Genomic DNA, 19,875 nt, shown 5'->3' on the forward strand with positions numbered 1-19,875 from the left:
GCGCCCCTGATGAATTGAATTGTGAGGTAAGCAAGATGAGTGATACGTCCGCGATCTTCCTGAACGAACAGGAGCGGCTGATTCGCGACAGCGCCCGCAAGGTTGCCGCCGAGGTCCTGGCGCCAACCGCCGCCGAGCGCGACCGCACCGGCGCCTGGCCCCGCGAGGAGCTGGCGGCCGTGGCCGAGCTGGGCTTCCTCGGCATGCTGGTGCCCGAAGCCTACGGCGGCTCCGGCGCCAGCTTCGTCGAGTATTGCCTGGCGATCGAGGAGTTCGCCGCCGTCGACACCGGCTTCGCCACCCTGATCCACGTGCACAACTCGGTGGGCCTGACCATCGCCCGCCTGGGCAATGAAGAGCAGAAGCGCAAGTTCCTGCCGGGCATCGCCGACGGCAGCCGGATCGGCGCCTTCCTGCTCAGCGAGCCCCACGCCGGTTCGGACACCGCGGCCTTCCGCACCAGCGCCCGGCGTGAGGGCGACAACTACGTGCTCAATGGCAGCAAACAGTTCATCTCCAACGGCAACGAGGCGGGCGTCGGGCTGGTGCTGGCGGTGACCGACCGCAACGCCGGGAAGAAGGGTAGCAGCCTGCTGATCGTCGAACCGAAGGTCCACGCCGGCTACGTGGTGACCCGCGTGGAACACAAGATGGGCCAGCGTTCGGCCCAGGTCGCCGCCATCCAGCTGGATGAGTGCCGGGTACCGGCGGAAAACCTGCTGGGTGCCGAGGGCTCCGGCTACCGCAACGTGATGGGCTCGCTGTCCGAAGGCCGGGTGGCGATTGCTGCCGTGGCCACCGGCACCGCCCGCGCCGCATTGCAGGCAGCGGTCGGTTATGCGCAGGAGCGCGAAGCCTACGGCGCGCCGATCATCCAGCTGCAGGGCGTGGCCTTCGACCTGGCCGACATGGCCACCCGGGTCGAGCTGTCGCACCAGTACCTGGTGCATGCCGCGCGCCTCTGCGAAATGGGCGTGCCCTGTGCCAAGGAAGCCTCGATGGCCAAGCTGTTCGCCAGCGAGATGGCCGAGAAGGTCTGCTCCGACGCGCTGCAGATCCACGGTGGTTACGGCTACCTGGCGGACTTCCCGGTGGAGCGCTACTGCCGCGACGTACGGGTGACCAAGATCTACGAAGGTACCAGCCACATCCAGAAACTCATCATCGCTCGCCACCTGGCTTGAGGCGCGCCCTCCGACAGGGAGGATGCGCATCACGGTCCGGCTCAGGCCGGACCGGCGCCGGAGTTGCACGGTGGCACCGCACTGGGGAAGGGAGAGGGCAGATGCATAACGAGATGCCGAGCGAAGCACAGCGTCTGGCGGTAGCGAGTTTCCGCAAGTTCCTCGACAGCGAGGTGGTGCCGGTGGCGCGGGAGTTCCGCGACCGCAGCCTGCCCAAGGGGCGCATGCGCGAGTTGGCCCAGGGCATCGCCGAATTCGGCCTGCCCGGCGCGAGCATCGCCGAAGAGCAGGGCGGCCTGGGCCTGGCGCGGCTCACCGAAGCCATGTTGTTCGAGGAGCTGGGGACGCTGTCGGCGGACGTGGCCCTGTGCGTGAAGACCAACAAGGCCGTGGCCGCCTTCCTCGCCGGCTTGCCGGCGCAGCGGGCCGCGATTCGCGAACGCTACCTGCCGGATGTCCTCGGCGGCCGCAGCTTCGGTGCCTTCTGCCTTGATGCGGGGGCCTCGGCGGATACGCCCCGAGTGACGGCCCGCCGCGAAGGCGAGGACTTCATCCTCGATGGCGAGCAGACCTGGGTGGCCAACGGGCACTACGCGGACTTCGTCATCGTCGCCGCGCGCACCGACGACCAGTGGGCGCACCTGCTGGTGGACCGCCGCGCCCATGGCTTCGTCACGCGCAACGCCGAGTGCATTGCGCTGCATTCCCAATCCACCGCCCAGGTCTTTTTCAGCCAGACGCGGGTGCCGGGCTGCCAGTTGCTCGGTGAGGATGGCGTGGGCCTGCAGGACAGCCTGCGGGCGCTGGACGTGGCGCGCATCGATACCGGCCTGCTCTGCGTGGGGCTGATGCGCGCCGCGCTGGAGGCCAGCCTCGAACCTGTCCGGCAGCGCCTGGCGGGCGGGCCGGACACCTTGCTCGCCGCCCAGCTCGCCGAGATGGCCACCCTGGCCGACGCGGCGCGCCTGCTCTGCCGGCGGGCCTATGGGCTGATCGATGCAGGCCTGCCGTACGATCCGCAGGTGTCCATGGCCAAGTGGTATGCCAGCGAAATGGCCGTGCAGGTCTGCCGCAACGCCGTGCAGCTGCAGGGCGCCGACGGCCTGGCGCGGGCCGGCGAGGTGGAACGCCTGGTGCGCGAGGCCCTCAGCCTGCCGTTGAGCGACGGCGTCACCGATACTCACAAAATGCTGATCGCCCGGACCTTGCTGGGCATCTCTACACCGATATGAGCTACGCCGATCCGAAGCGCAGCGCGCCGGTCGGACATCGACGATAAGGACGTAATGACCATGCAATGCCGATATCTCCCGCTGTCCCTGTTGGCCGCCCTGGTGGCATTCACCGGCCAGGCTTCGGCCGCCGAGCCCGTCGCGCCGCTGCCGGCGAGCCCGGCCACGATCGCCGCCAACCACGCCGTGCTCGGCCGCCTGCCGTTCGCCGACCGGCAGGACTTCGACGACGCCAAGCGCGGGTTGGTGGCAGCCTTCGCCGGGAGCATCAAGGACGCCCAGGGCAACGTGGTGTGGGATACCCACCAGTACGATTTCCTCGCCGCCGAGAAGGCGCCGGACAGCGTCAACCCCAGCCTCTGGCGCATGGCACAGCTCAATACCCATGCCGGGCTGTTCCAGGTCGCCGAGCGCCTCTACCAGGTGCGCGGGCTGGACCTGGCCAACATGACCATCATCGAGGGCGACGACGGCCTGATCATCATCGACCCGCTGATGGTGGCCGAGACCGCCCGCGCGGCCCTCGACCTCTACTACAGCAAGCGTCCGCACAAGCCGGTGGTGGCGGTGATCTACAGCCACAGCCATCTCGACCACTTCGGCGGTGTGCGCGGGGTGATCGACGAGGCCGACGTGCGCGCCGGCAAGGTGCGGGTGATCGCTCCCGATGGCTTCATGGACCACGCCATCAGCGAGAACGTGCTGGCCGGCACCGCCATGCTGCGCCGCGCCATGTACCAGGGCGGCAGCCTGCTGCCGCGTGGCGAGCAGGCGCTGGTGGACAGCGGCCTGGGCAAGGCCGCGCCGCGAGGCGGCAGCGTCGGCCTGATCGCCCCCACCGAACTGATCCGCAAGCCTCAGGAAACGCTGCGGATATCCGGGGTCGATCTGGAATTCCAGCTCACCCCCGGCACCGAGGCGCCGGCGGAGATGAACCTGTACCTGCCGCAATGGCACGCCCTGGGCATGGCCGAGAACGCCACCCGCATGATGCATAACGTGCTCACCCCGCGCGGCGCGGAGGTGCGCGACGCCAAGGCCTGGTCGAAATTCCTCGACGACAGCCTGGTGCGCTACGGCGACAAGGCCGAGGTGATGTTCGTCCAGCACAGCTGGCCGACCTGGGGTGGCGAGCGGATTCGCACCGAACTGGCCGACCAGCGCGACATGTACGCCTTCATCAACAACCGCACCCTGCACCTGCTGAACCAGGGACTGACGCCGCTGGAGATCGCCGATGCGGTCAAGCAGCTGCCCGGCGAGCTGGACCGCAAGTGGTACCTGCGCGGCTACTACGGCAACCTGGCCTTCAACGTGCGCGCGGTGTACCAGCGCTACCTGGGCTTCTACGACGGCAACCCGGCCAACCTCGCGCCGCTGCCGCCGGAGCAGGCCGACAAGCGCTACGTGGCGGCCATGGGCGGCGCCGACAAGGTGCTGGGCCTGGTGCGCCAGGCCATGGAGCAGGGCGACTACCGCTGGGCCGCCGAGCTGGGCAACCGCCTGGTCTTCGCCGAGCCGGACAACCGCGCCGCCCGCGAGGCCCAGGCCGCCGCCCTGGAACAGCTGGGCTACGCCGCCGAGTCGGGCGTGCAGCGCAACATGTACCTGGTCGGCGCCAGCGAGCTGCGCAACGGCCTGCCGCCCTACAAGGGCCGCCCGGTGGAAGACCTGGTGCGCGCCGCGACCCCGGCGATGTTCTTCGACCTGCTGGCCGTGCGCCTGGATTCGGACAAGGCCCTGGGCCACGACATGACCCTGAACTGGGACTTCGACGAGCCGGCGCAGTCCTTCGCCCTGACCCTGCGCAATGGCGTGCTGACCTACCGAGAGGGGGCCAGCCATGCCAAGCCGGACGTCAGCCTGCGGATGAGCAAGGCGACCCTCGACCGAATCGCCCTGAAGCAGCTGGACTTCCCCACCGCACTCAAGCAGGATGCGCTCAAGTTGGAGGGCGATGCCGGCAAGTTCAAGGCACTGATGGCTGCGATGTCGAGCTTCGACCCCATGTTCAACATCGTCACCCCCTGAGTGTCCATGCCCCGCAAGCCCATCGACAAACCCGCGCAGGAACCGGCCGAGCCGGTCCTGCGCGTGGCGCTGCCGGCGCCCCAGCGCAAGCGCCCGCGCCAGGCGCGCTCGGTGGCGCTGGTGGCGGCGCTGAAGATCACCGGCCGGGAGATCCTCGAACGCGAGGGCAGGGCGGCGCTCACCGTACACCGCCTCGCCGAACACGCCGGGGTGGCCATCAGTTCCATCTACGAATACTTCCCCACCATGGAATCGCTGGTGGCGGCGATCTTCGACGACTACCGCAGCGAGGCGCGGGTCGAGGTCATCGCCAGCATTCGCGCGCTGCCGGATTCCGCCTGCCTGATGGATGGCATCGAACTGCTCCTGCACACCGGCCTGGCCGCGCTGCAGCGCTGGCTGCGGCTGGACTCCGAACTGAGCATCAAGACCGTCTACCAGGCGGAGCTGGTGCGCCTGGACATGGTGCGCGGGGATGGCTTCTGGGTGTCCCAGGTGATCCCCGCGCTGGTCGAGCGATTTTCCACCGAAGTGCGGGTGCGCGACCGCGAGCTGGCAGGCTTTCTCGCCTACCAGGCGGTGACGGCGCTGCCGCGCGCGCTGGTCATCGAACGCCCCGACTTCCTGCAGCAGGAACAGACCGTGCGCCTGCTGGCGCGCATGCTCCATGGGCTGCTCACCGCGGATTCGGAAAGCGTCTCCGAGTCCTGATAAAAGTCGTTTTAATTCAACGGCTTGTCTATCACAAGAAACATCGGGAATCCGGAACAGCACAGGCCTGCCAGTCCCTAGACTGGGTTTGCCATGAAGGCTGCCCGCGGCGGGCAGCCGGTCCTTCGTGCCGGCGGCGGTACGAAGGGTGCAAGCGAGGACCCGGAACAATGACAAGAACAATCGACGAAAAGGTCGACCTGCTGCTCAGCGACCCCGTCGCCCTGGTCGGCCATTCCCGCCAGGCCTGGAACGAACTGCCCCGCACCGAGATCGACGCCCTGCAGATACGCGCCCTGCAACGCCGCTTCACGCAACTGCGCGAGCGCATCCCGGTGCTCAAGCGCCTGGCCGATGCCGAGGGCGTGGAGCGCATCGAGCGGCTCGAAGATGTCGTCCCGCTGCTGTTCGAGCACACCGTCTTCAAGTCCTACCCGCCGTCACTGCTGGACAACAACAACTTCGCCGCGATCAACCGCTGGTTGTCCAAGCTGGTGACCCCGGAGATCGGCGAGGCCCTGTTGGCCGCTGACGTGAGCGACTGCGAAGGGCTGGACGATTGGTTCGAGGCGATCGACGCGCAGGTGCCGCAGCTGTGCCTGAGCCATACCTCGGGCACTTCCGGAACCCTGTCGTTCCTGCCGCTGGGCACCCGCGAATTCGAGAAGGCGGCCAGCGTGCGCCGGCTGTTCGCCTGGGACATGCAGGGTCCGGATACCCCCGATCCGCAGTTGCATGCGCTGTACCCGTACTACCGCAAGGGCTACCTGAGCCACGTGCGCGGCAACATGGCGCTGATGCGCGGCCTGCTGCCGAGCCTGGACAACTTCCACCCGGCCTATCCTGCGACCCTCTCCAGCGACGTGCTGCACCTGGGCGCCAAGGTCCGCGCGGCCCAGGCCCGAGGCACCCTCGACCGCCTGCAACTGAGCCCGGCGCTGCTGGCGAAGAAACAGGCCTACGACCAGCTGCAGGCCGAGATGCCGCAGCACCTGGCGGCCTTCTTCGAGGAGATGACCCAGCGCCTGAAGGGCCAGCGCGTCTATATCGGCGGCACCTGGAACCTGCTGCACAACATGGCCAAGGCAGGGCTGGCGCGCGGTCTGGAAGGGGTCTTCCACCCCGGTTCCTTCATCGCCACCACCGGCGGCGCCAAGGGTGTCGTGCAACCGGAGGGTTGGCGCGAAGAGGTGCTGCGATTCACTGGCGCCCAGCGCATCAACGAGACCTACGCGATGTCCGAGGTGGTCAGCGGTTCCCACGCCCTGTGCGACCACGGCAACTACCACTTCGCGCACACCGCGATTCCTTTCGTGCTCGATCCGGAAACCGGTGGAACCCTGCCGCGCAGCGGTCGCCAGACCGGCCGCGCAGCCTTCTTCGACCTGGGTGCGGAACTGCGCTGGGGCGGCTTCATCACCGGCGACGAAGTCACCGTCGAGTGGGACGCGCCTTGCCCCTGCGGGCGCCACAGCCGCTATGTGGTCGGGCCGGTGCAGCGCTACAGCGAGAAGAACGGCGGCGACGACAAGATCACCTGCGCCGCGTCCGAACAGGCCCATCGCGAAGCGATGGACTTCCTCAGCACGCTGGAGGCCTGAGCCATGAGCCATCCCATCGCACCGATGATCATCCGTGGCGAGGTCATCACCGATCACCTGATCGAGGTCGGCGGCCGCGGCGGCGACCTGACCTTCCTCACCCCTGACGCGCACCGCTACCTGGACCGCCTGCCGCTGGGCAACCCGGCGAAGCTGGCCGACCTCTACGCGCTGAGCTTCGAGGACATCCTCGACTACTGCGAGGCCCTCGCCGAGCGCCTGGACTTCGCCAGCAACCGTTACCTGCAGGAAGCCTGCGAGCTGTCCTACCTGACCGCACCGACCACCCCGACCATGGTGCGCGGCGCCTACATGAACCTGCGCCACCTGCTGACCCGCGAGGCGATCATCGAGATGGCCGAGAGCACCGTCGGCATCCCGTACCTGGAGGGCTGGGTGCGCCAGTGCTTGCTCGACGGCACCGAGCTGGAGACCCGCTGCTTCGGCTCCCGCGCGCTGCACATCGTGGCCGGCAACGCGGTGGCGCTGTCCCTGTGGACCATCGTGCGCAACATGGTCCTGCGCAGCGATGCGATCATCAAGGCGCCGTCCAACGACCCCTTCACCGCGCTGGCCATCGCCCGCACCATGATCGACATGGCGCCCGACCACCCGTTGACCAAGCACCTCAGCGTGGCCTACTGGAAGGGCGGCGACCAGGCCCTGGAGCAGCGCCTGTACCAGCCGCAGAACATCGAGAAGATCGTCGCCTGGGGCGGTTTCGCCGCGCTCAAGCACGTCACCCGCTACATCCAGCCGGGGCTGGAGCTGATCTCCCTGGATCCCAAGCGCAGCGCCAGCATCATCGGCAGCGAGGCCTTCGCCAGCGAGGCCAGCCTGCGCGAGGCGGCGGTGCGCCTGGCCACCGATATCGGCGTGCTGAACCAGAAGGGCTGCGTCTGTTCGCGGGTGGCCTACGTGCAGAGCGGCACCGACAGCGCCGGGCTGGAGCGTCTCAACCGCTTCGGCCAGTACGTCTACGAGGCGCTGCTGGCGTTGCCCAACACCGTCAGCACGCGGCCCAAGCGCTATGACCCGGGGCTCAAGGCCCACGTCGACGCGCTGCGCCTGGATGACGACTGGTACCGGGTGATCGGCGGCCGCGAAGGCGAGGGCGCGATCATCTGCTCGCAGCTGCCCGAGGCGGTGTCCTTCGCCGCCAGCCTGGACGACCGCACCGCCAACCTGGTGCCGGTGGATTCGCTGGAGCAGATGCTCGATGCGGTCGACGCCTACACCCAGACCGTCGGCGTCTACCCCGAGGCGATCAAGGACCGGATCAAGGACGTGCTGCCGTTGTACGGCGCGCAGCGCATCGTATCCCTGGGCTACGCGGCAGCGATGAAGTTCGCCGCCCCGCAGGACGCCATCGAGCCGATGCGTCGCATGGGCAAGTGGATCAGCAACCAGATCGCCTCGCCGGAGACCACCCCGGCGCCCTGGCTGCGTCCATCGCTCTGAGCCCCGATCCCGCCGCCACCCGCACCGGGCGGCGGCACAACCCTGCATGGCCGGCGCCGCCGGCCCGGTTTTCGTATCAGGAGTCATCCATGTCCCAATGCCTCAGCTACGCCGCCAGCGCTGCCCGCGCGCCGCTGGCTCCGCTGCGCATCGACCGCCGCGAGCTGCGCGCGGACGACGTCGCCATCGAAATCGCTTACTGCGGCGTGTGCCATACCGACCTGCACTACGCGCACAACGACTGGAACAACACCCTCTTCCCCTGCGTGCCCGGCCACGAGATCGTCGGCCTGGTCAGCGCCGTCGGCCCGGCGGTCAGCCGCTACAAGGTGGGTGACCGGGTGGCGGTCGGCTGCCTGGTGGACAGCTGCCAGCACTGCGCCGCCTGCGAGGCGAACGAGGAGCCGCACTGCGAACACGGCGCCACGCCCACCTACAACGGCCGCGACCGGCAGAACGGCGAAGTGACCCTCGGCGGCTATTCGCAGAACATCGTGGTCAGCGAGCGCTTCGTGCTGCGCGTGCCCGAAGCGCTGGACATGCGCTTCACCGGCCCGCTGCTGTGCGCCGGCATCACCGTGTGGACGCCCTTGCGCGAGCACGGCGTGGGGCAGGGCAGTCGCGTCGCGGTGCTCGGCCTGGGCGGCCTCGGCCACCTGGCGGTGAAGCTGGCCGTGGCCCTGGGCGCCGAGGTGACCGTCATCACCAGCTCCCCCGGCAAGGCCGACGACGCCCGTGCCCTCGGTGCCCACGACGTGCTGCTGTCCAGCGATGCCCAGGCGATGAAGGCGGCGGCGAACCGCTTCGACTTCATCCTCGACACCATCCCCCGGCAGCACAACCTCAACCCCTACCTGATGCTCCTCGGCCGCCACGGCAAGCTGGTGCTGGTGGGCGCACTGGAACCGCTGGAGCCTATCCATGGTGCGCTGCTGGCGCGCAACAACCGCTCCATCTCCGGTTCGCTGGTCGGCGGCCTGGCGCAGACCCAGGAACTGCTGGACTTCTGCGCCGAGCATGAGGTGCTGCCGCAGTGCGAGCTGATCGCCATGGAGGACATCAACGCGGCCTTCGAGCGCATGGAGCGCAACGACGTGAAATACCGCTTCGTCATCGACATGGCCTCGCTGCGGGACTGAGGCAAAGGCACGATCCCCCCACAAGGGGAGGGGCCGGTGAAAGGGAAGGGCGGACTACTCTGCCCTTTCATTCATGCCGGAGACCCCCCCCATGCGGATGCCCCATGCCCTCAGCGCCGTCGCGGCCAGCGTGCTGCTGACGACCTGCCCCTTCGCCCTGGCCAGCGAGGCCGCGCCTGCCGTGGACGCGCAGGCGATCAGCGACGCCTACGTCTACCTGCTCGGCCGCACGCTGGTGCTGCGCCAGCAGCGCATCGACCTGAGCGAAGGCATGGGCTGGAACAACCTGGTCCACCGCAAGCCCGGTGCGGTGGACTGGCCCAACCCCAACCTCGATGTCGCCTATTCCGAAGCCTGGCTGGCGCTGGACGAGCACAGCTGCACGCTGCTCGGCGTGCCGAAGATCCAGGGCCGCTACTACACCGCCCAGGTGCTCAACGGCTGGGGCGAGACCCTGGCCAACGTCAACGAGCGCACCTACCCCGAGCGCCCCGACGGCGAGTTCGCCTTCTGCCTGAAGGACGCGCAGGTGAAGCTGCCTGCCGATGTCCGTCGAATCGACCTGCCGGTACGTAGCGCGCGCCTGCTGACCCGCGTCGAACTGGGCGCCGACCCGCAGGGCGCCGAACGCCTGCAACGCGCCTTCACCTTGCAGCCCACCGGCAAGCCGGCGTTGCCCCAGGTGCCGCCGGTAGCAGACTTCGCGTGGCCGAAGCTGCCCGGCGTGGAAATCTTCGACGGCGCCGAGGCGGCCCTGGCCGAACCCGATATCAACCCCGGCATGGCGCCGCTGCAAGCCAAGGTGCGCGCCGTTGCCGCCGCGATCGGTGACCCGCAACAGCGCCAGCGCATCGACCAGATCATCCGCAGCCGCGCCTACGCCGACCTCGCCAAGGCCTCGCCGACCATGGGCGGCGGCACCCTGCGCAACGGCTGGTCGCGGCCACCGGCCACCGGTACCTACGGCAGCAACTACCTGACCCGCACGCTGGTGGACTACGGCGGCATCTGGGCCAATACCCGCAGCGAGGTGAACTACTTCCGCGGCGCCCTGGACGCCGACGGCAAGCCTCTTGACGGCGGCGCCAGCTACAGCCTGACCTTCCCCCGCGAGCAGTTGCCGGCCAGCCAGGCGCATTACTTCTGGTCGATCACCGCAACCGACTCGAAGACCTTCCGCGTGCTGCCCAATCCGCTCCAGCGCTTCCTGCTCAACAACCACTCGCCGCTGACCTACAACGCGGACGGGTCGCTGACGCTCTACTTCGCCCCGCAGAAACCCGCCGGCGCACCCGAGGGCAACTGGCTGCCGACCCGCGCCGACCTGCCATACCGCCTGGTGTTCCGCTACTACGGCGCCAAGGGCGCGGTAGCGGACGGCAGCTACTTCCCGCCGGTCATCGTCAAAGGTTCCTGATGACATATCGACAAGGAGAACGTCCCATGTTCAAACCCCTGCGCCTGGCGACCACGCTGGCCCTGCTGCTGGCGGGCGCCGCCCATGCCGCTGATGCACCGGTGCCGGTCACGCTCGACAATTTCGTGCGTGCCGAGTCGGATCGTTATTTCGCCCTTACCGCGCAGCGCGGCGGCTTCGGCCAGTTCGTCCATTGGCGCGAGCTGATGCCGGTGGATGCCAAGACGGTGGTGCGGCCCAACCGCGACACCCTGTATTCCACCGCGGTCTTCGACCTGGACGCCGGGCCGGTCACAGTGGAACTGCCGGAGGCTGGCAAGCGCTACCGCTCGCTGGCAGTGATCGATGAAGATCACCATGTGCTCGCCATGCATTACCGCGCAGGACGCTACCGTATCGCCCGCGAGGACGTCGGCACGCGCTACGTGCTGCTCGGCGTGCGGACCCTGATCGACCCCGCCAGCAGCGAGGACCTGCAGCAGGCGCATGCATTGCAGGACCGCATCCGCGTCAGCCAGCCCGGCGGCCCCGGCCAGTTCGCCGTTCCCGCCTGGGACAAGGCCAGCCAGGACCGCCTGCGCGCCGCGCTGATCGTCCTCGGTAGGACAGTGGGGGATTCGCGTGGCATGTTCGGCGCGCCGGGACAGGTCGATCCGCTGCGGCATCTGGTCGGCAGCGCCATCGCCTGGGGCGGCAACCCCGAGCGCGATGCCTTCTACCAGATCGTCACGCCGCCACGGAACGACGGCGCCACCGCCTACCGCCTGGACGTTCCGACGGTTCCGGTGGGGGCGTTCTGGTCGATCAGCGTCTACGATGCGCAGGGCCGTTTCCAGCGCAACGAACTGGGCGCCTATACCCTGAACAACCTGACGGCGCAGAAGGGCGAGGGCGGCAAGGTCAGCGTGCGCTTCGGTGATTGCAAGGCGGGGGTGGTGAACTGTCTACCGATCATGCCGGGGTGGAACTACATGATCCGCTACTACCTGCCGCAGCCGGTGATTCTCGATGGCGGCTGGAAGATGCCGGAGCCGCAGCCGCTGTCCTGAGGTGCGGCTGGCGGATCGCGGACGGAGTCCGCTCCTACGGGGGCAAGAGCCCCTCACCCTGGGGTGAGGGGAGATGTCTGACTGCGGACTTTCCGGAAAAGGAAGCTGCCCCTGATGCCAGGCATCACAGGTACCTGTAGGAGCGAGCTTGCTCGCGAACGGATCCGCAGCGGGGCTGGTTCGCGAGCAAGCTCGCTCCTACGAAAAGCACCTGGATTGTTCGCAGGATGGGAACCGACGTTCCCGCCAACGGCGGATAACCGCGATCGGTTATCCGCCCTACGGTCGAGCATGGAGGGAGCGAGTCCCTCCACCCGGCCTCACGACACTCGCCGCGCCTTGTCCTTCCAGTACTTGTCCCGCACCTGACGGCGCAGCACCTTGCCCACCACGCTCACCGGCAGGGCATCGACCAGGATGATGGACTTGGGCGCCTTGAAGCGTCCCAGGCGTTCCTTGACGTAGGCCTGCAACTCCTCGACCGAAACCTGCGCACCGGCCTTGAGCACCACCTCGGCGTGTACCGCCTCGCCCCATTCCTCGTGGGGGATGCCGACCACCGCCGAGTTGGACACCGCCGCGTGGGCGTTCAGCGCCGCCTCGACTTCCACCGCGTAGACGTTGAAGCCGCCGGTGATGATCATGTCCTTCTTGCGGTCGACCAGGAACAGGAAGCCCTGGTCGTCGATGTAGCCCAGGTCGCCGGACTTCCAGAAGCCATTGCTGAACTCGTTGGCAGTGCCTTCGGGGTTGCGGTAGTAACCGCCGATGGTGCCGCGCGAGCGCACCCACAACTCGCCGGTCTGGCCCAGGGGCAGCTCCTTGCCGTCTTCGTCGACGATGATCACCTCGGCCGCGGCCGCGATGCGCCCGGCGGAGCCCAGTTGCTGCTCGCTGGCGCTCAGGTGCTCGGCCTTGCCCAGGATGGCCACCGCATGCAGGCTCTCGGTGGCGCCGTAGATCTGCATGAAGATGTTGCCGAAGCGCTCCTGGGCCTGTCGCAGCTTGGCCGGGCTCATCGGCGCGGCGCCGTAGGCCAGGGTCTGCAGGGAGCTCAGGTCGTAGTGGCTGGCCTCGGGCATTTCCAGCAGGCGATAGACCATGGTCGGCACCAGCAGGGTCATGGTGATGCGTTCCGCCTCGATGTTGCGGCACAGTTGGACCATGTCGGGCACGTTCTGGGTCACCGTGCAGCCGCCACGGAACAGCGTCGGCAGCAGGCCCAGACCGGAACCGTGGCTGATCGGCGCCATGTGCAGGAAGCGGGTGTCGGGCTGGTAGGGCTGCTCGCTCTCCATGTACATCGAGTCGCGCAGGGCCAGCCAGTTGTCGGTGGTGTAGGTGGCGCACTTGCCCTGGCCGGTGGTGCCGCCGGTGAAGCGGTAGACCAGGGCGTCATGCTGGATGTCGTTCTCGACGTCCGGGTTGGCGTCCGAGACGCCTTCGAGCAGGTCCCAGAAATACAGCAGGCCGTCGCGCGGGGTCGCCGGCGGGTCCATGCACACCACCACGATGCCCAGTTCGCGGAGCATGGGGAAATGGCTGTCGAGCAGGGCGTTCTCGATGAACACCACCTTCGGGCGGATGAACTCGACCTGCCAGCGGTGCTCGTCGAAAGCATCGCGGTAATTGGTGTACGCCGCCGCGGCGTCGCCCTTGAGCGCGGTCCAGGCGTGCAGCAGCGCGATGTTGTCGTTTTCCAGGATGCACAGGTAGGTGTCGCCGCGGCGCAGTTGCAGGCGCTCGCGCATCATGTTGACGATGCGGTTGGTCAGGGCGTGCAGTTGGCGGAAGCTGTAGCGGCGGTTGCGCTCGATGTTGACCAGGGCCTCGCGCTCGCCGAAGCGGACCGCCAGGTTGCCGATGGTTCGCGAGAAATTCATGGTTGTCATTGTTGTTCTCCATCTCGGGGCCGTCGCGGAACCGGCCCATGATAACCGCGCCCCTGGGGGCGCCGCATGGCGTTTGGTCGTTGCGCGGATGTACGAAAGCCCGGCCGCGCGGGCCGGGCTTGCGTTGGCAGTCACCCGCGCCGATCAGGCGCCCTTGAAGGCTTTCATCGCGGTGTCGATGAACAGGCCGACCTGCTGGTTGGCATCGTTGCGCGGGCCGGCGCTGCTCCAGTCGGTGATCTGCTCCAGGTGTGCCTGCACGTCTTCCGGGGTCAGCTCGCTGCCCAGGAACACCGGCGTGGTCTCTTCCATGCGCACGGCGGAGAACACGCCGGCGCCGGCGCCCAGCACCAGCTTGGTTGGTGCCTGCTCGCTGACCAGGAACAGCGCGCCCGGGCTGACCTGCTCGGCGCGGCTGGCCTTGAGCAGCTCTTCCGGCATCACGTCCTCGGTCATGCGGGTGGCGGCCATGGGCGCCAGGGTGTTGACGTGGATGTTGTTCTTGCGGCCCTCGATGGCGAGCATGTTCATCAGACCCACCAGGCCCATCTTGGCCGCGCCGTAGTTGGCCTGGCCGAAGTTGCCGAACATGCCGGCGGCCGAGGTGGTCATCAGGATGCGCCCGTAGTTCTGCTCCCTCATCAGGTCCCAGACGGCCTTGGAGCAGTACATCGACCCCAGCAGGTGGACGTTGAGCACGGCATGGATGTCGGCCAGCTCCATCTTGGCGAAGGACTTGTCGCGCAGGATGCCGGCGTTGTTGATCAGGATGTCGACGCGGCCGAAGGCCTCGACGGTCTGCCGGACCAGGGCCTGGACCTGCTCGTAGTCGGCGACGTTGGCGCCGTTGGCGATGGCGTTGCCGCCGGCCTTGCGGATTTCCTCGACCACGGCCTGGGCGGCGTCGGAGGAGCTGCCGGTGCCGTCGCGGCTGCCGCCGAAGTCGTTGATCACCACCTTGGCGCCGCGCGCGGCGAGTTGCAGGGCGTGGATGCGGCCCAGGCCGTTGCCGGCGCCGGTGACGATGGCGACGCGATCATCGAAACGAATGGTCATGCTGTGGTTCCTCATGGATCTTGTTGTTGTCGCGACGGGAGCGAGGTACCGCTCCCGTCAAGGATAGTGATCAGGCGCGGGCAAAGATGCCGACGTGCTCGGTGGACTCCTCGACGCGCCAGAGGCCGCCGCCGTTGCCCTGCAGGGCGATGCGCGCGCCCTCGACCTGGCGCTTGCCGCAATTGCCACGCAGTTGCTCCACCAGTTCGAAGATCTGCCCGATGCCGGTGGCGCCGATCGGGTGGCCCTTGGATTCCAGGCCGCCCGAGGGGTTGACCGGCAGGCGTCCGCCCAGAGTGAAGTCGCCGCGCTCGGCCATCACGCCGCTCATGCCCGGCTCGCTCAGGCCCAGGGCCTCGATGGAGAGCAACTCGCCGATGGCGGTGGCGTCGTGCACTTCGACCACGTCGACGTCCTGCGGGGCGATGCCGGCCTGTTCGAAGGCGGCCTTGCCGGCCAGGTGCGTGCAGCCGTTGGCGAAATCGTCGGCGGCGCGCGCGGAGGCCGAGCGCACCACGCTGGCCAGGACCTTGATCGCACGGCTCTTGTCGAAGCCGTATTTCTTCAGCGCCGACTCGGTGCAGAGGATCGCGGCGGCAGCGCCGTCGGAGATCGGCGAGCACATGGGCAGGGTGATCGGGTAGGTGATCGGCGGCGCGGCGAGGATTTCCTCGATGCTCATGGCATTGCGGTACTGCGAGCGCTCATTGTGCACCGAGTGCCCGTGGTTCTTCGAGGACACCGCCGCCAGTTGGCGCTGGGTGATGCCGAAGCGCTCCATCAGGCCGCCGCGGCCGAGGGCGGCGTAGACGTCCATGAACGGGCTGTAGGGCTTCTCGGACTGCGAGCCGGGCGGCGGGACGATGCCCTTGCCCATGGCGGCCAGGTAGTTCCTGTTGTCCTCGAAAGTCTCGATGTCCCAGGCCGACTCGAAGGCCGAGAACATCTTCTGCTTGTCGCTGTAGAACATCTTCTCCGCACCGACGGCCAGGGCCACCTCGGCGGCGCCGGCGCGCAGCTGGGTGACTGCCAGGTTGAAGGCGTGGCTGGAGGAGGCGCAGGCGCCCTCGATGTTGAAGATCGGGATGCCGTCCAGGCCCAGGGGCAGCAGGGCGACCTGGCCACGGATCATGTGCTGGCCGTCGAAATGGCCCTGGGTGCAGTTGCCGTAGAAGGCGACCTGGATCGACCGGCGATCGCAGCCGGCGTCCTTCAGGGCGTCCTCGACGGCCCAGGCGGTGAGCTGCTTGACGCTCTTGTCGGCGTGTCGGCCGAAGGCGGTCATGCCGACGCCGACGATATAGATGTTTTCCATCGCTTCCTCGAAATGCTCGGTGGTGGGGCGGGATCAATAGCCCTTGAAGGCCGGTTTGCGCTTCTCGGCGAAGGCGCGCAGGCCCTCGGCGATGTCGTAGGAACGCTGGTGGTTGCGCAGTTCCAGCAGCTCGTGGCGCAGGGCATCGGCGCGGGACTTGTCGGCGGCCTCGTCGGCCACGCGCTTCATCCGCCGCAGCACCAGCGGGCTCTTTTCCGCCAGCTTGTCGCCGATGGCCTGGACGCGGGCCAGCAATTCGCCGTCGGGCACCACTTCGCTGACCAGGCCGTAGGTCTTCATATCCTGCGCCGGCAGCGAGTCGCCGGTGAACAGCAGGTACTTGGCGACGTTTTCCGGGATCTTGCGCGGCAGGATGGCCGCGCCGCCGCCGCCGGGGAACACGCCGAAGTTGGAGTGGGCGTCACCGAAGCGGGCGCTTTCGGCAGCGATCACGAAATCGCAGCACAGCACGGTCTCCAGGCCGCCGGCCAGGGCCAGGCCGTTGACCGCGGCGATCACCGGCTTGGGGAACACGCGCAGGCGGTCGAAGAAGGCGACGATGTTGTCCAGCAGGTCCATTTCACCGGGCTGCGGAGCGCCGGCGACCTTGAGGTCGGCGCCGGCACAGAACGCCGGGCCGGTGGCAGTCAGCGCCACCACGCGCACGTCGGCGTCGACTTCCCAGGCCTTCAGGCATTCGACCATGGCCTGGAGCATCTCCGGGTTCAGGGCGTTCATCGCCTTGGGACGGGAGAGGGTGATCCAGCCTACCTGGCCTTTCACTTCAAACTTAACGGATTCGCTCATTTCTGCTCCTCGCGGACGGGGGTCGATACGGTCGATTTGCACGTTACGCCAGCCCATCGGCGCCGCTCCCCCCCCCTTGCGGACGGGGTCGGCGGCGCAGGGGCTGGTGCAGGATGGACGTGGCCGTCGAGGAAAGGGCGCGGCGGGGCGGACGGCATGCGCCGGGCCCACCGTGCCTTTGGCCAGTACCCAGAAGAGCGGAGCCACGGGTCTGCGTGCGCTACCGCCGTCCGCCTAACGCCAGAGCAAGGGCTAACAAGAAGATGCAAAGCTCGCTGATGAACTCCGACGACCTGCTGGTCGCCACCAAATTCTCCCCGCCGCGCCTCAATACCCGGCACATTCCGCGCACCCAACTGCTGGAGCGGCTGCACGAGGCGCGCCTGGGCAACCTCACGCTGATCACTGGCGGCGCCGGCTTCGGCAAGACCCTGCTGCTCGCGCAGTGGCGCCAGGCGCTGCTCAAGGAGGGACTGGACGTCGCCTGGCTGTCGCTCAGCCATGACGACCGACAGTACCCCAGCTTCCTCGCCTACCTGCTGGCTGCCCTGCAGCGCCTGGGCATCGCGGTGGAGCCCGGGCTGGCCCTGGACGAAGCCGGGGAATCCACGCTGGCGGCCCTGGTGGCGCTGGTGACCCGCCAGGCCGAGCAGGCCGGGCGCGAGCTGTACCTGCTGATCGACGACTACCACCACGTCGAGGCGCCGCTGGCCCACCGTCTGTTGCAGAAGCTGCTGGACCATTGCCCGGCCAACCTGCACCTGGTGATCGCCTCGCGCAGCACGCCGCCACTGAGCCTGGGGCGTCTGCGCATGCAGGGCCAGGTGGCGGAGATCGACTTCGCCGAGCTGCCCTTCGACCTGGAGGAAACCCGTGCCTTCTTCGAGCACAACCTGGGCAGCCTCAGGCTCACCGCCGACGAGGAACAACTGATCCACGAGCTGACCGGCGGCTGGCCGGCCAGCCTGCAACCCATTGCCACCATGCTGCGCATCCGCCCGGCGCGGCGCCCCAAGCTGCGCTCGCTGCTGTGGAAGTCCAGCGACCTGCAGGCCTACCTGGCCGAGGACGTGGTGGCGTGCCTGGCGCCGGAACTGATCGGGCTGCTGGAGCAGCTGTCGCCATTCCGTCGCTTCAACGCCGACCTGGCCGCCTTCGTCACTGGCAGCACCCAGGCCGCCGCGCTGATCCAGCGTGCCGAGGACGAGAACCTGCTGATCTACCGGGTCGACTCCGAGGACAGCATGCCCTGGTACCGTTTCCACCCACTGTTCGGCGAATTCCTCGGACAGCGCCTGGCGATGCGCGGCGCGGCGGCGCTGGAGGCGCTGCACCGCCGGGCCAGCCAGTGGTTCGCCGAACATGAGCTGCTGGTGGAGTCAGTGCGCCACGCCAACCTGGGCGGCGACCTCGACTTCGCCGTCGCGGCCATGGAGCAGGCCGCCAGTACCGCCTGGAGCATGGCCTGCATCAGCCCGATGCTGCACCTGCTGGAGCGCCTGCCGCAGGAGACGCTGTTCGAGCATCCACGGCTGTTCATCGTCGGCTGCCTGACCTACGCCTTCACCGCTCGCCCGGAGAAGGCCGAGCGCTGGCTGGAGCAGATCCGCCGCACCGAGGCGGCGAAGAATCCTGCGCTGTCCTCGCGCTTTGCCCTGGCCGACGCCGCCATCGCCCTGCAGCTGGACAATCCCCGGAGGGTCATCGGCCTGCTGGAGCCGGCGCAGCGGGCGCCGCTGGAGAACCGCTCGCTGCGCTACATCAGCCTGTCGGCCCTGGCCACCGCCTATCTGCTGCTGGGCCGGGTGGACGCCGTACACCGGCTGCACGAAGACAACCCGATCCTCGCCGAGGACCGCGACAACGACATGGCGCTGGTCTACGAGAGCACCCTGATCCTCGCCCTGCTGCGCGGGGGCGACGCCGCCGAGGCGGCGCGCCTTGGCGGCAACCTGCTGGCGCGCGCCGAGGCGGGCTATGGGCGCAGCTCGGTGTCGGCCAGCCTGTGCGCGGCCAATCTCTGCGACGCCTACTACGAACTGGACCGCATCGACGAGGCCCTGGCGGTGCTGGCCAACCGCAACGGCATCCTGCAGTCGTCGATGCCTGACGTGATGGCCCGTGCCTCGGTGTGTCGCGCACGGATCGCCGCGCTGCGCGAGTCGCCCCAGGCGCTGCAGGAGTTCCTCGAGGCCCAGACCGCGCACTTCCACAAGCTCGGTCTGGATCGACCGCAGGCGCTGATGCTGGCCGAGCAGGCCAAGACCTGGCTGGCCCAGGGGGACTTGCGCCGCGCCTCGGAGCGGGTAGTGCGTCTGGAAACCCTGGCCGAGGGCTACCGTGGCGATTGCCGCGACGAAGTCGCCACGATTGCCGCCTTCGCCAGGGCGCGCCTGGCCCTGGCGGAGCGCGAGCCGGCCCGGGCGCTGGAGTGCCTGGCGCGAGTGGGCGGTTTTGCCGAGCGCTATGGCCGTGGCCGCACGGCGGTGAAGGCGCGGTTGCTGGCGGCTATCGCCCATGCCGACCTGGGGCAGGAGCAGGAGGCCATGGACTGCCTGGCGGCGGTGCTGCAGGACGCCGCGCGCTTCGGCCTGGTGCGCACCCTGCTCGACGAGGGGCCGCGCCTGTTGGCACTGCTCGAACGACTGGCCGAGGAGGGCGGGCTGGAAGGCCCTTGCGCCGCTTACCTCGACGAGCTGCTGGCCCGTGGCGGGCGCGACGCGGAAGAGGTGGAACCGGTAACCGCCCGCCGTGCGCCGGGTGCCGAGCCGCGCAGCATCCTGACCCCGCGCGAAGTGGAAATCCTCGGGCTGATCGCCCAGGCCATGTCCAACAAGCGTATCGCCCTGACCCTCAACATCACCTTCGGCACGGTGAAATGGAACGTGAAGAACATCCTCGCCAAGCTCGGCGTATCCAGCCGCTATGCGGCGATTTCCCTGGCTCGCCAGCAGGGGGTGATTCCCTGACGTCCGGCCGC

14 protein-coding genes are annotated in these 19,875 nt (G+C 68.3%); 10 read left to right on the forward strand and 4 right to left on the reverse strand.

The genetic code is table 11. The annotated features are described in order from the left end of the window. Window positions 1-35: 35 nt before the first annotated feature. The 9 genes from O6P39_RS12945 to O6P39_RS12985 all read left to right on the forward strand — a co-directional run bounded on the left by O6P39_RS12945 (window position 36) and on the right by O6P39_RS12985 (window position 11,825). On the forward strand, window positions 36-1,184 hold the full coding sequence (locus tag O6P39_RS12945) for an acyl-CoA dehydrogenase family protein (protein ID WP_275611721.1): 1,149 nt from the start codon (window positions 36-38) through the stop codon (window positions 1,182-1,184). Between the two features lie 101 nt (window positions 1,185-1,285). After that, on the forward strand, window positions 1,286-2,416 hold the full coding sequence (locus O6P39_RS12950) for an acyl-CoA dehydrogenase family protein (protein WP_275611722.1): 1,131 nt from the start codon (window positions 1,286-1,288) through the stop codon (window positions 2,414-2,416). Between the two features lie 60 nt (window positions 2,417-2,476). Next, window positions 2,477-4,447: an alkyl sulfatase dimerization domain-containing protein gene (locus tag O6P39_RS12955; RefSeq protein ID WP_275611723.1), complete on the forward strand. Its 1,971-nt coding sequence runs from the start codon at window positions 2,477-2,479 to the stop codon at window positions 4,445-4,447. 6 nt (window positions 4,448-4,453) lie between these two features. Continuing rightward, entirely contained in the window at window positions 4,454-5,158 is a 705-nt protein-coding gene (locus O6P39_RS12960; RefSeq protein WP_275611724.1) for a TetR/AcrR family transcriptional regulator, read from the forward strand. A gap of 170 nt (window positions 5,159-5,328) precedes the next feature. Then, entirely contained in the window at window positions 5,329-6,759 is a 1,431-nt protein-coding gene (locus tag O6P39_RS12965; protein ID WP_275611725.1) for a hypothetical protein, read from the forward strand. Window positions 6,760-6,762: 3 nt separating this feature from the next. Further along, complete coding sequence (locus O6P39_RS12970) at window positions 6,763-8,220, forward strand: acyl-CoA reductase (RefSeq protein ID WP_275611726.1); 1,458 nt, start codon at window positions 6,763-6,765, stop codon at window positions 8,218-8,220. A gap of 89 nt (window positions 8,221-8,309) precedes the next feature. After that, window positions 8,310-9,359 (forward strand): NAD(P)-dependent alcohol dehydrogenase, encoded by a 1,050-nt coding sequence (locus O6P39_RS12975; protein ID WP_275611727.1) that lies wholly within the window; start codon window positions 8,310-8,312, stop codon window positions 9,357-9,359. Between the two features lie 91 nt (window positions 9,360-9,450). After that, window positions 9,451-10,776, forward strand: a complete 1,326-nt coding sequence (locus O6P39_RS12980) for a DUF1214 domain-containing protein (protein ID WP_275611728.1) — start codon at window positions 9,451-9,453, stop codon at window positions 10,774-10,776. A gap of 26 nt (window positions 10,777-10,802) precedes the next feature. Continuing rightward, window positions 10,803-11,825: a DUF1254 domain-containing protein gene (locus O6P39_RS12985; RefSeq protein ID WP_275611729.1), complete on the forward strand. Its 1,023-nt coding sequence runs from the start codon at window positions 10,803-10,805 to the stop codon at window positions 11,823-11,825. Between the two features lie 320 nt (window positions 11,826-12,145). Here O6P39_RS12985 and O6P39_RS12990 read toward each other — a convergent pair whose 3' ends face one another. From O6P39_RS12990 to O6P39_RS13005, 4 genes are all read right to left on the reverse strand, one after another. Further along, window positions 12,146-13,717: an AMP-binding protein gene (locus O6P39_RS12990; protein ID WP_275611730.1), complete on the reverse strand. Its 1,572-nt coding sequence runs from the start codon at window positions 13,715-13,717 to the stop codon at window positions 12,146-12,148. A 144-nt stretch (window positions 13,718-13,861) separates the two neighbouring features. After that, entirely contained in the window at window positions 13,862-14,773 is a 912-nt protein-coding gene (locus O6P39_RS12995) for an SDR family oxidoreductase (RefSeq protein ID WP_275611731.1), read from the reverse strand. A gap of 70 nt (window positions 14,774-14,843) precedes the next feature. Further along, window positions 14,844-16,088, reverse strand: coding sequence for a thiolase family protein (locus O6P39_RS13000; RefSeq protein ID WP_275611732.1), 1,245 nt, complete (start codon window positions 16,086-16,088; stop codon window positions 14,844-14,846). A 33-nt stretch (window positions 16,089-16,121) separates the two neighbouring features. Then, complete coding sequence (locus tag O6P39_RS13005) at window positions 16,122-16,895, reverse strand: enoyl-CoA hydratase/isomerase family protein (RefSeq protein ID WP_275611733.1); 774 nt, start codon at window positions 16,893-16,895, stop codon at window positions 16,122-16,124. A 263-nt stretch (window positions 16,896-17,158) separates the two neighbouring features. Here O6P39_RS13005 and O6P39_RS13010 point away from each other — a divergent pair, with 263 nt between their 5' ends. Then, complete coding sequence (locus O6P39_RS13010; protein ID WP_275611734.1) at window positions 17,159-19,864, forward strand: LuxR C-terminal-related transcriptional regulator; 2,706 nt, start codon at window positions 17,159-17,161, stop codon at window positions 19,862-19,864. Window positions 19,865-19,875: the final 11 nt, after the last annotated feature.

This window comes from Pseudomonas sp. PSE14, from assembly GCF_029203285.1.
Classification (GTDB): domain Bacteria; phylum Pseudomonadota; class Gammaproteobacteria; order Pseudomonadales; family Pseudomonadaceae; genus Pseudomonas.

Coding starts and splice junctions, on each gene's coding strand:
- O6P39_RS13010 (WP_275611734.1), top strand. CDS start 17,159: ATGCAAAGCTCGCTGATGAACTCCGACGACCTGCTGGTCGCCACCAAA.
- O6P39_RS12950 (WP_275611722.1), top strand. CDS start 1,286: ATGCATAACGAGATGCCGAGCGAAGCACAGCGTCTGGCGGTAGCGAGT.
- O6P39_RS12960 (WP_275611724.1), top strand. CDS start 4,454: ATGCCCCGCAAGCCCATCGACAAACCCGCGCAGGAACCGGCCGAGCCG.
- O6P39_RS12970 (WP_275611726.1), top strand. CDS start 6,763: ATGAGCCATCCCATCGCACCGATGATCATCCGTGGCGAGGTCATCACC.
- O6P39_RS12945 (WP_275611721.1), top strand. CDS start 36: ATGAGTGATACGTCCGCGATCTTCCTGAACGAACAGGAGCGGCTGATT.
- O6P39_RS12965 (WP_275611725.1), top strand. CDS start 5,329: ATGACAAGAACAATCGACGAAAAGGTCGACCTGCTGCTCAGCGACCCC.
- O6P39_RS12975 (WP_275611727.1), top strand. CDS start 8,310: ATGTCCCAATGCCTCAGCTACGCCGCCAGCGCTGCCCGCGCGCCGCTG.
- O6P39_RS12990 (WP_275611730.1), bottom strand. CDS start 13,717: ATGACAACCATGAATTTCTCGCGAACCATCGGCAACCTGGCGGTCCGC.
- O6P39_RS12995 (WP_275611731.1), bottom strand. CDS start 14,773: ATGACCATTCGTTTCGATGATCGCGTCGCCATCGTCACCGGCGCCGGC.
- O6P39_RS12980 (WP_275611728.1), top strand. CDS start 9,451: ATGCGGATGCCCCATGCCCTCAGCGCCGTCGCGGCCAGCGTGCTGCTG.
- O6P39_RS13000 (WP_275611732.1), bottom strand. CDS start 16,088: ATGGAAAACATCTATATCGTCGGCGTCGGCATGACCGCCTTCGGCCGA.
- O6P39_RS13005 (WP_275611733.1), bottom strand. CDS start 16,895: ATGAGCGAATCCGTTAAGTTTGAAGTGAAAGGCCAGGTAGGCTGGATC.
- O6P39_RS12955 (WP_275611723.1), top strand. CDS start 2,477: ATGCAATGCCGATATCTCCCGCTGTCCCTGTTGGCCGCCCTGGTGGCA.
- O6P39_RS12985 (WP_275611729.1), top strand. CDS start 10,803: ATGTTCAAACCCCTGCGCCTGGCGACCACGCTGGCCCTGCTGCTGGCG.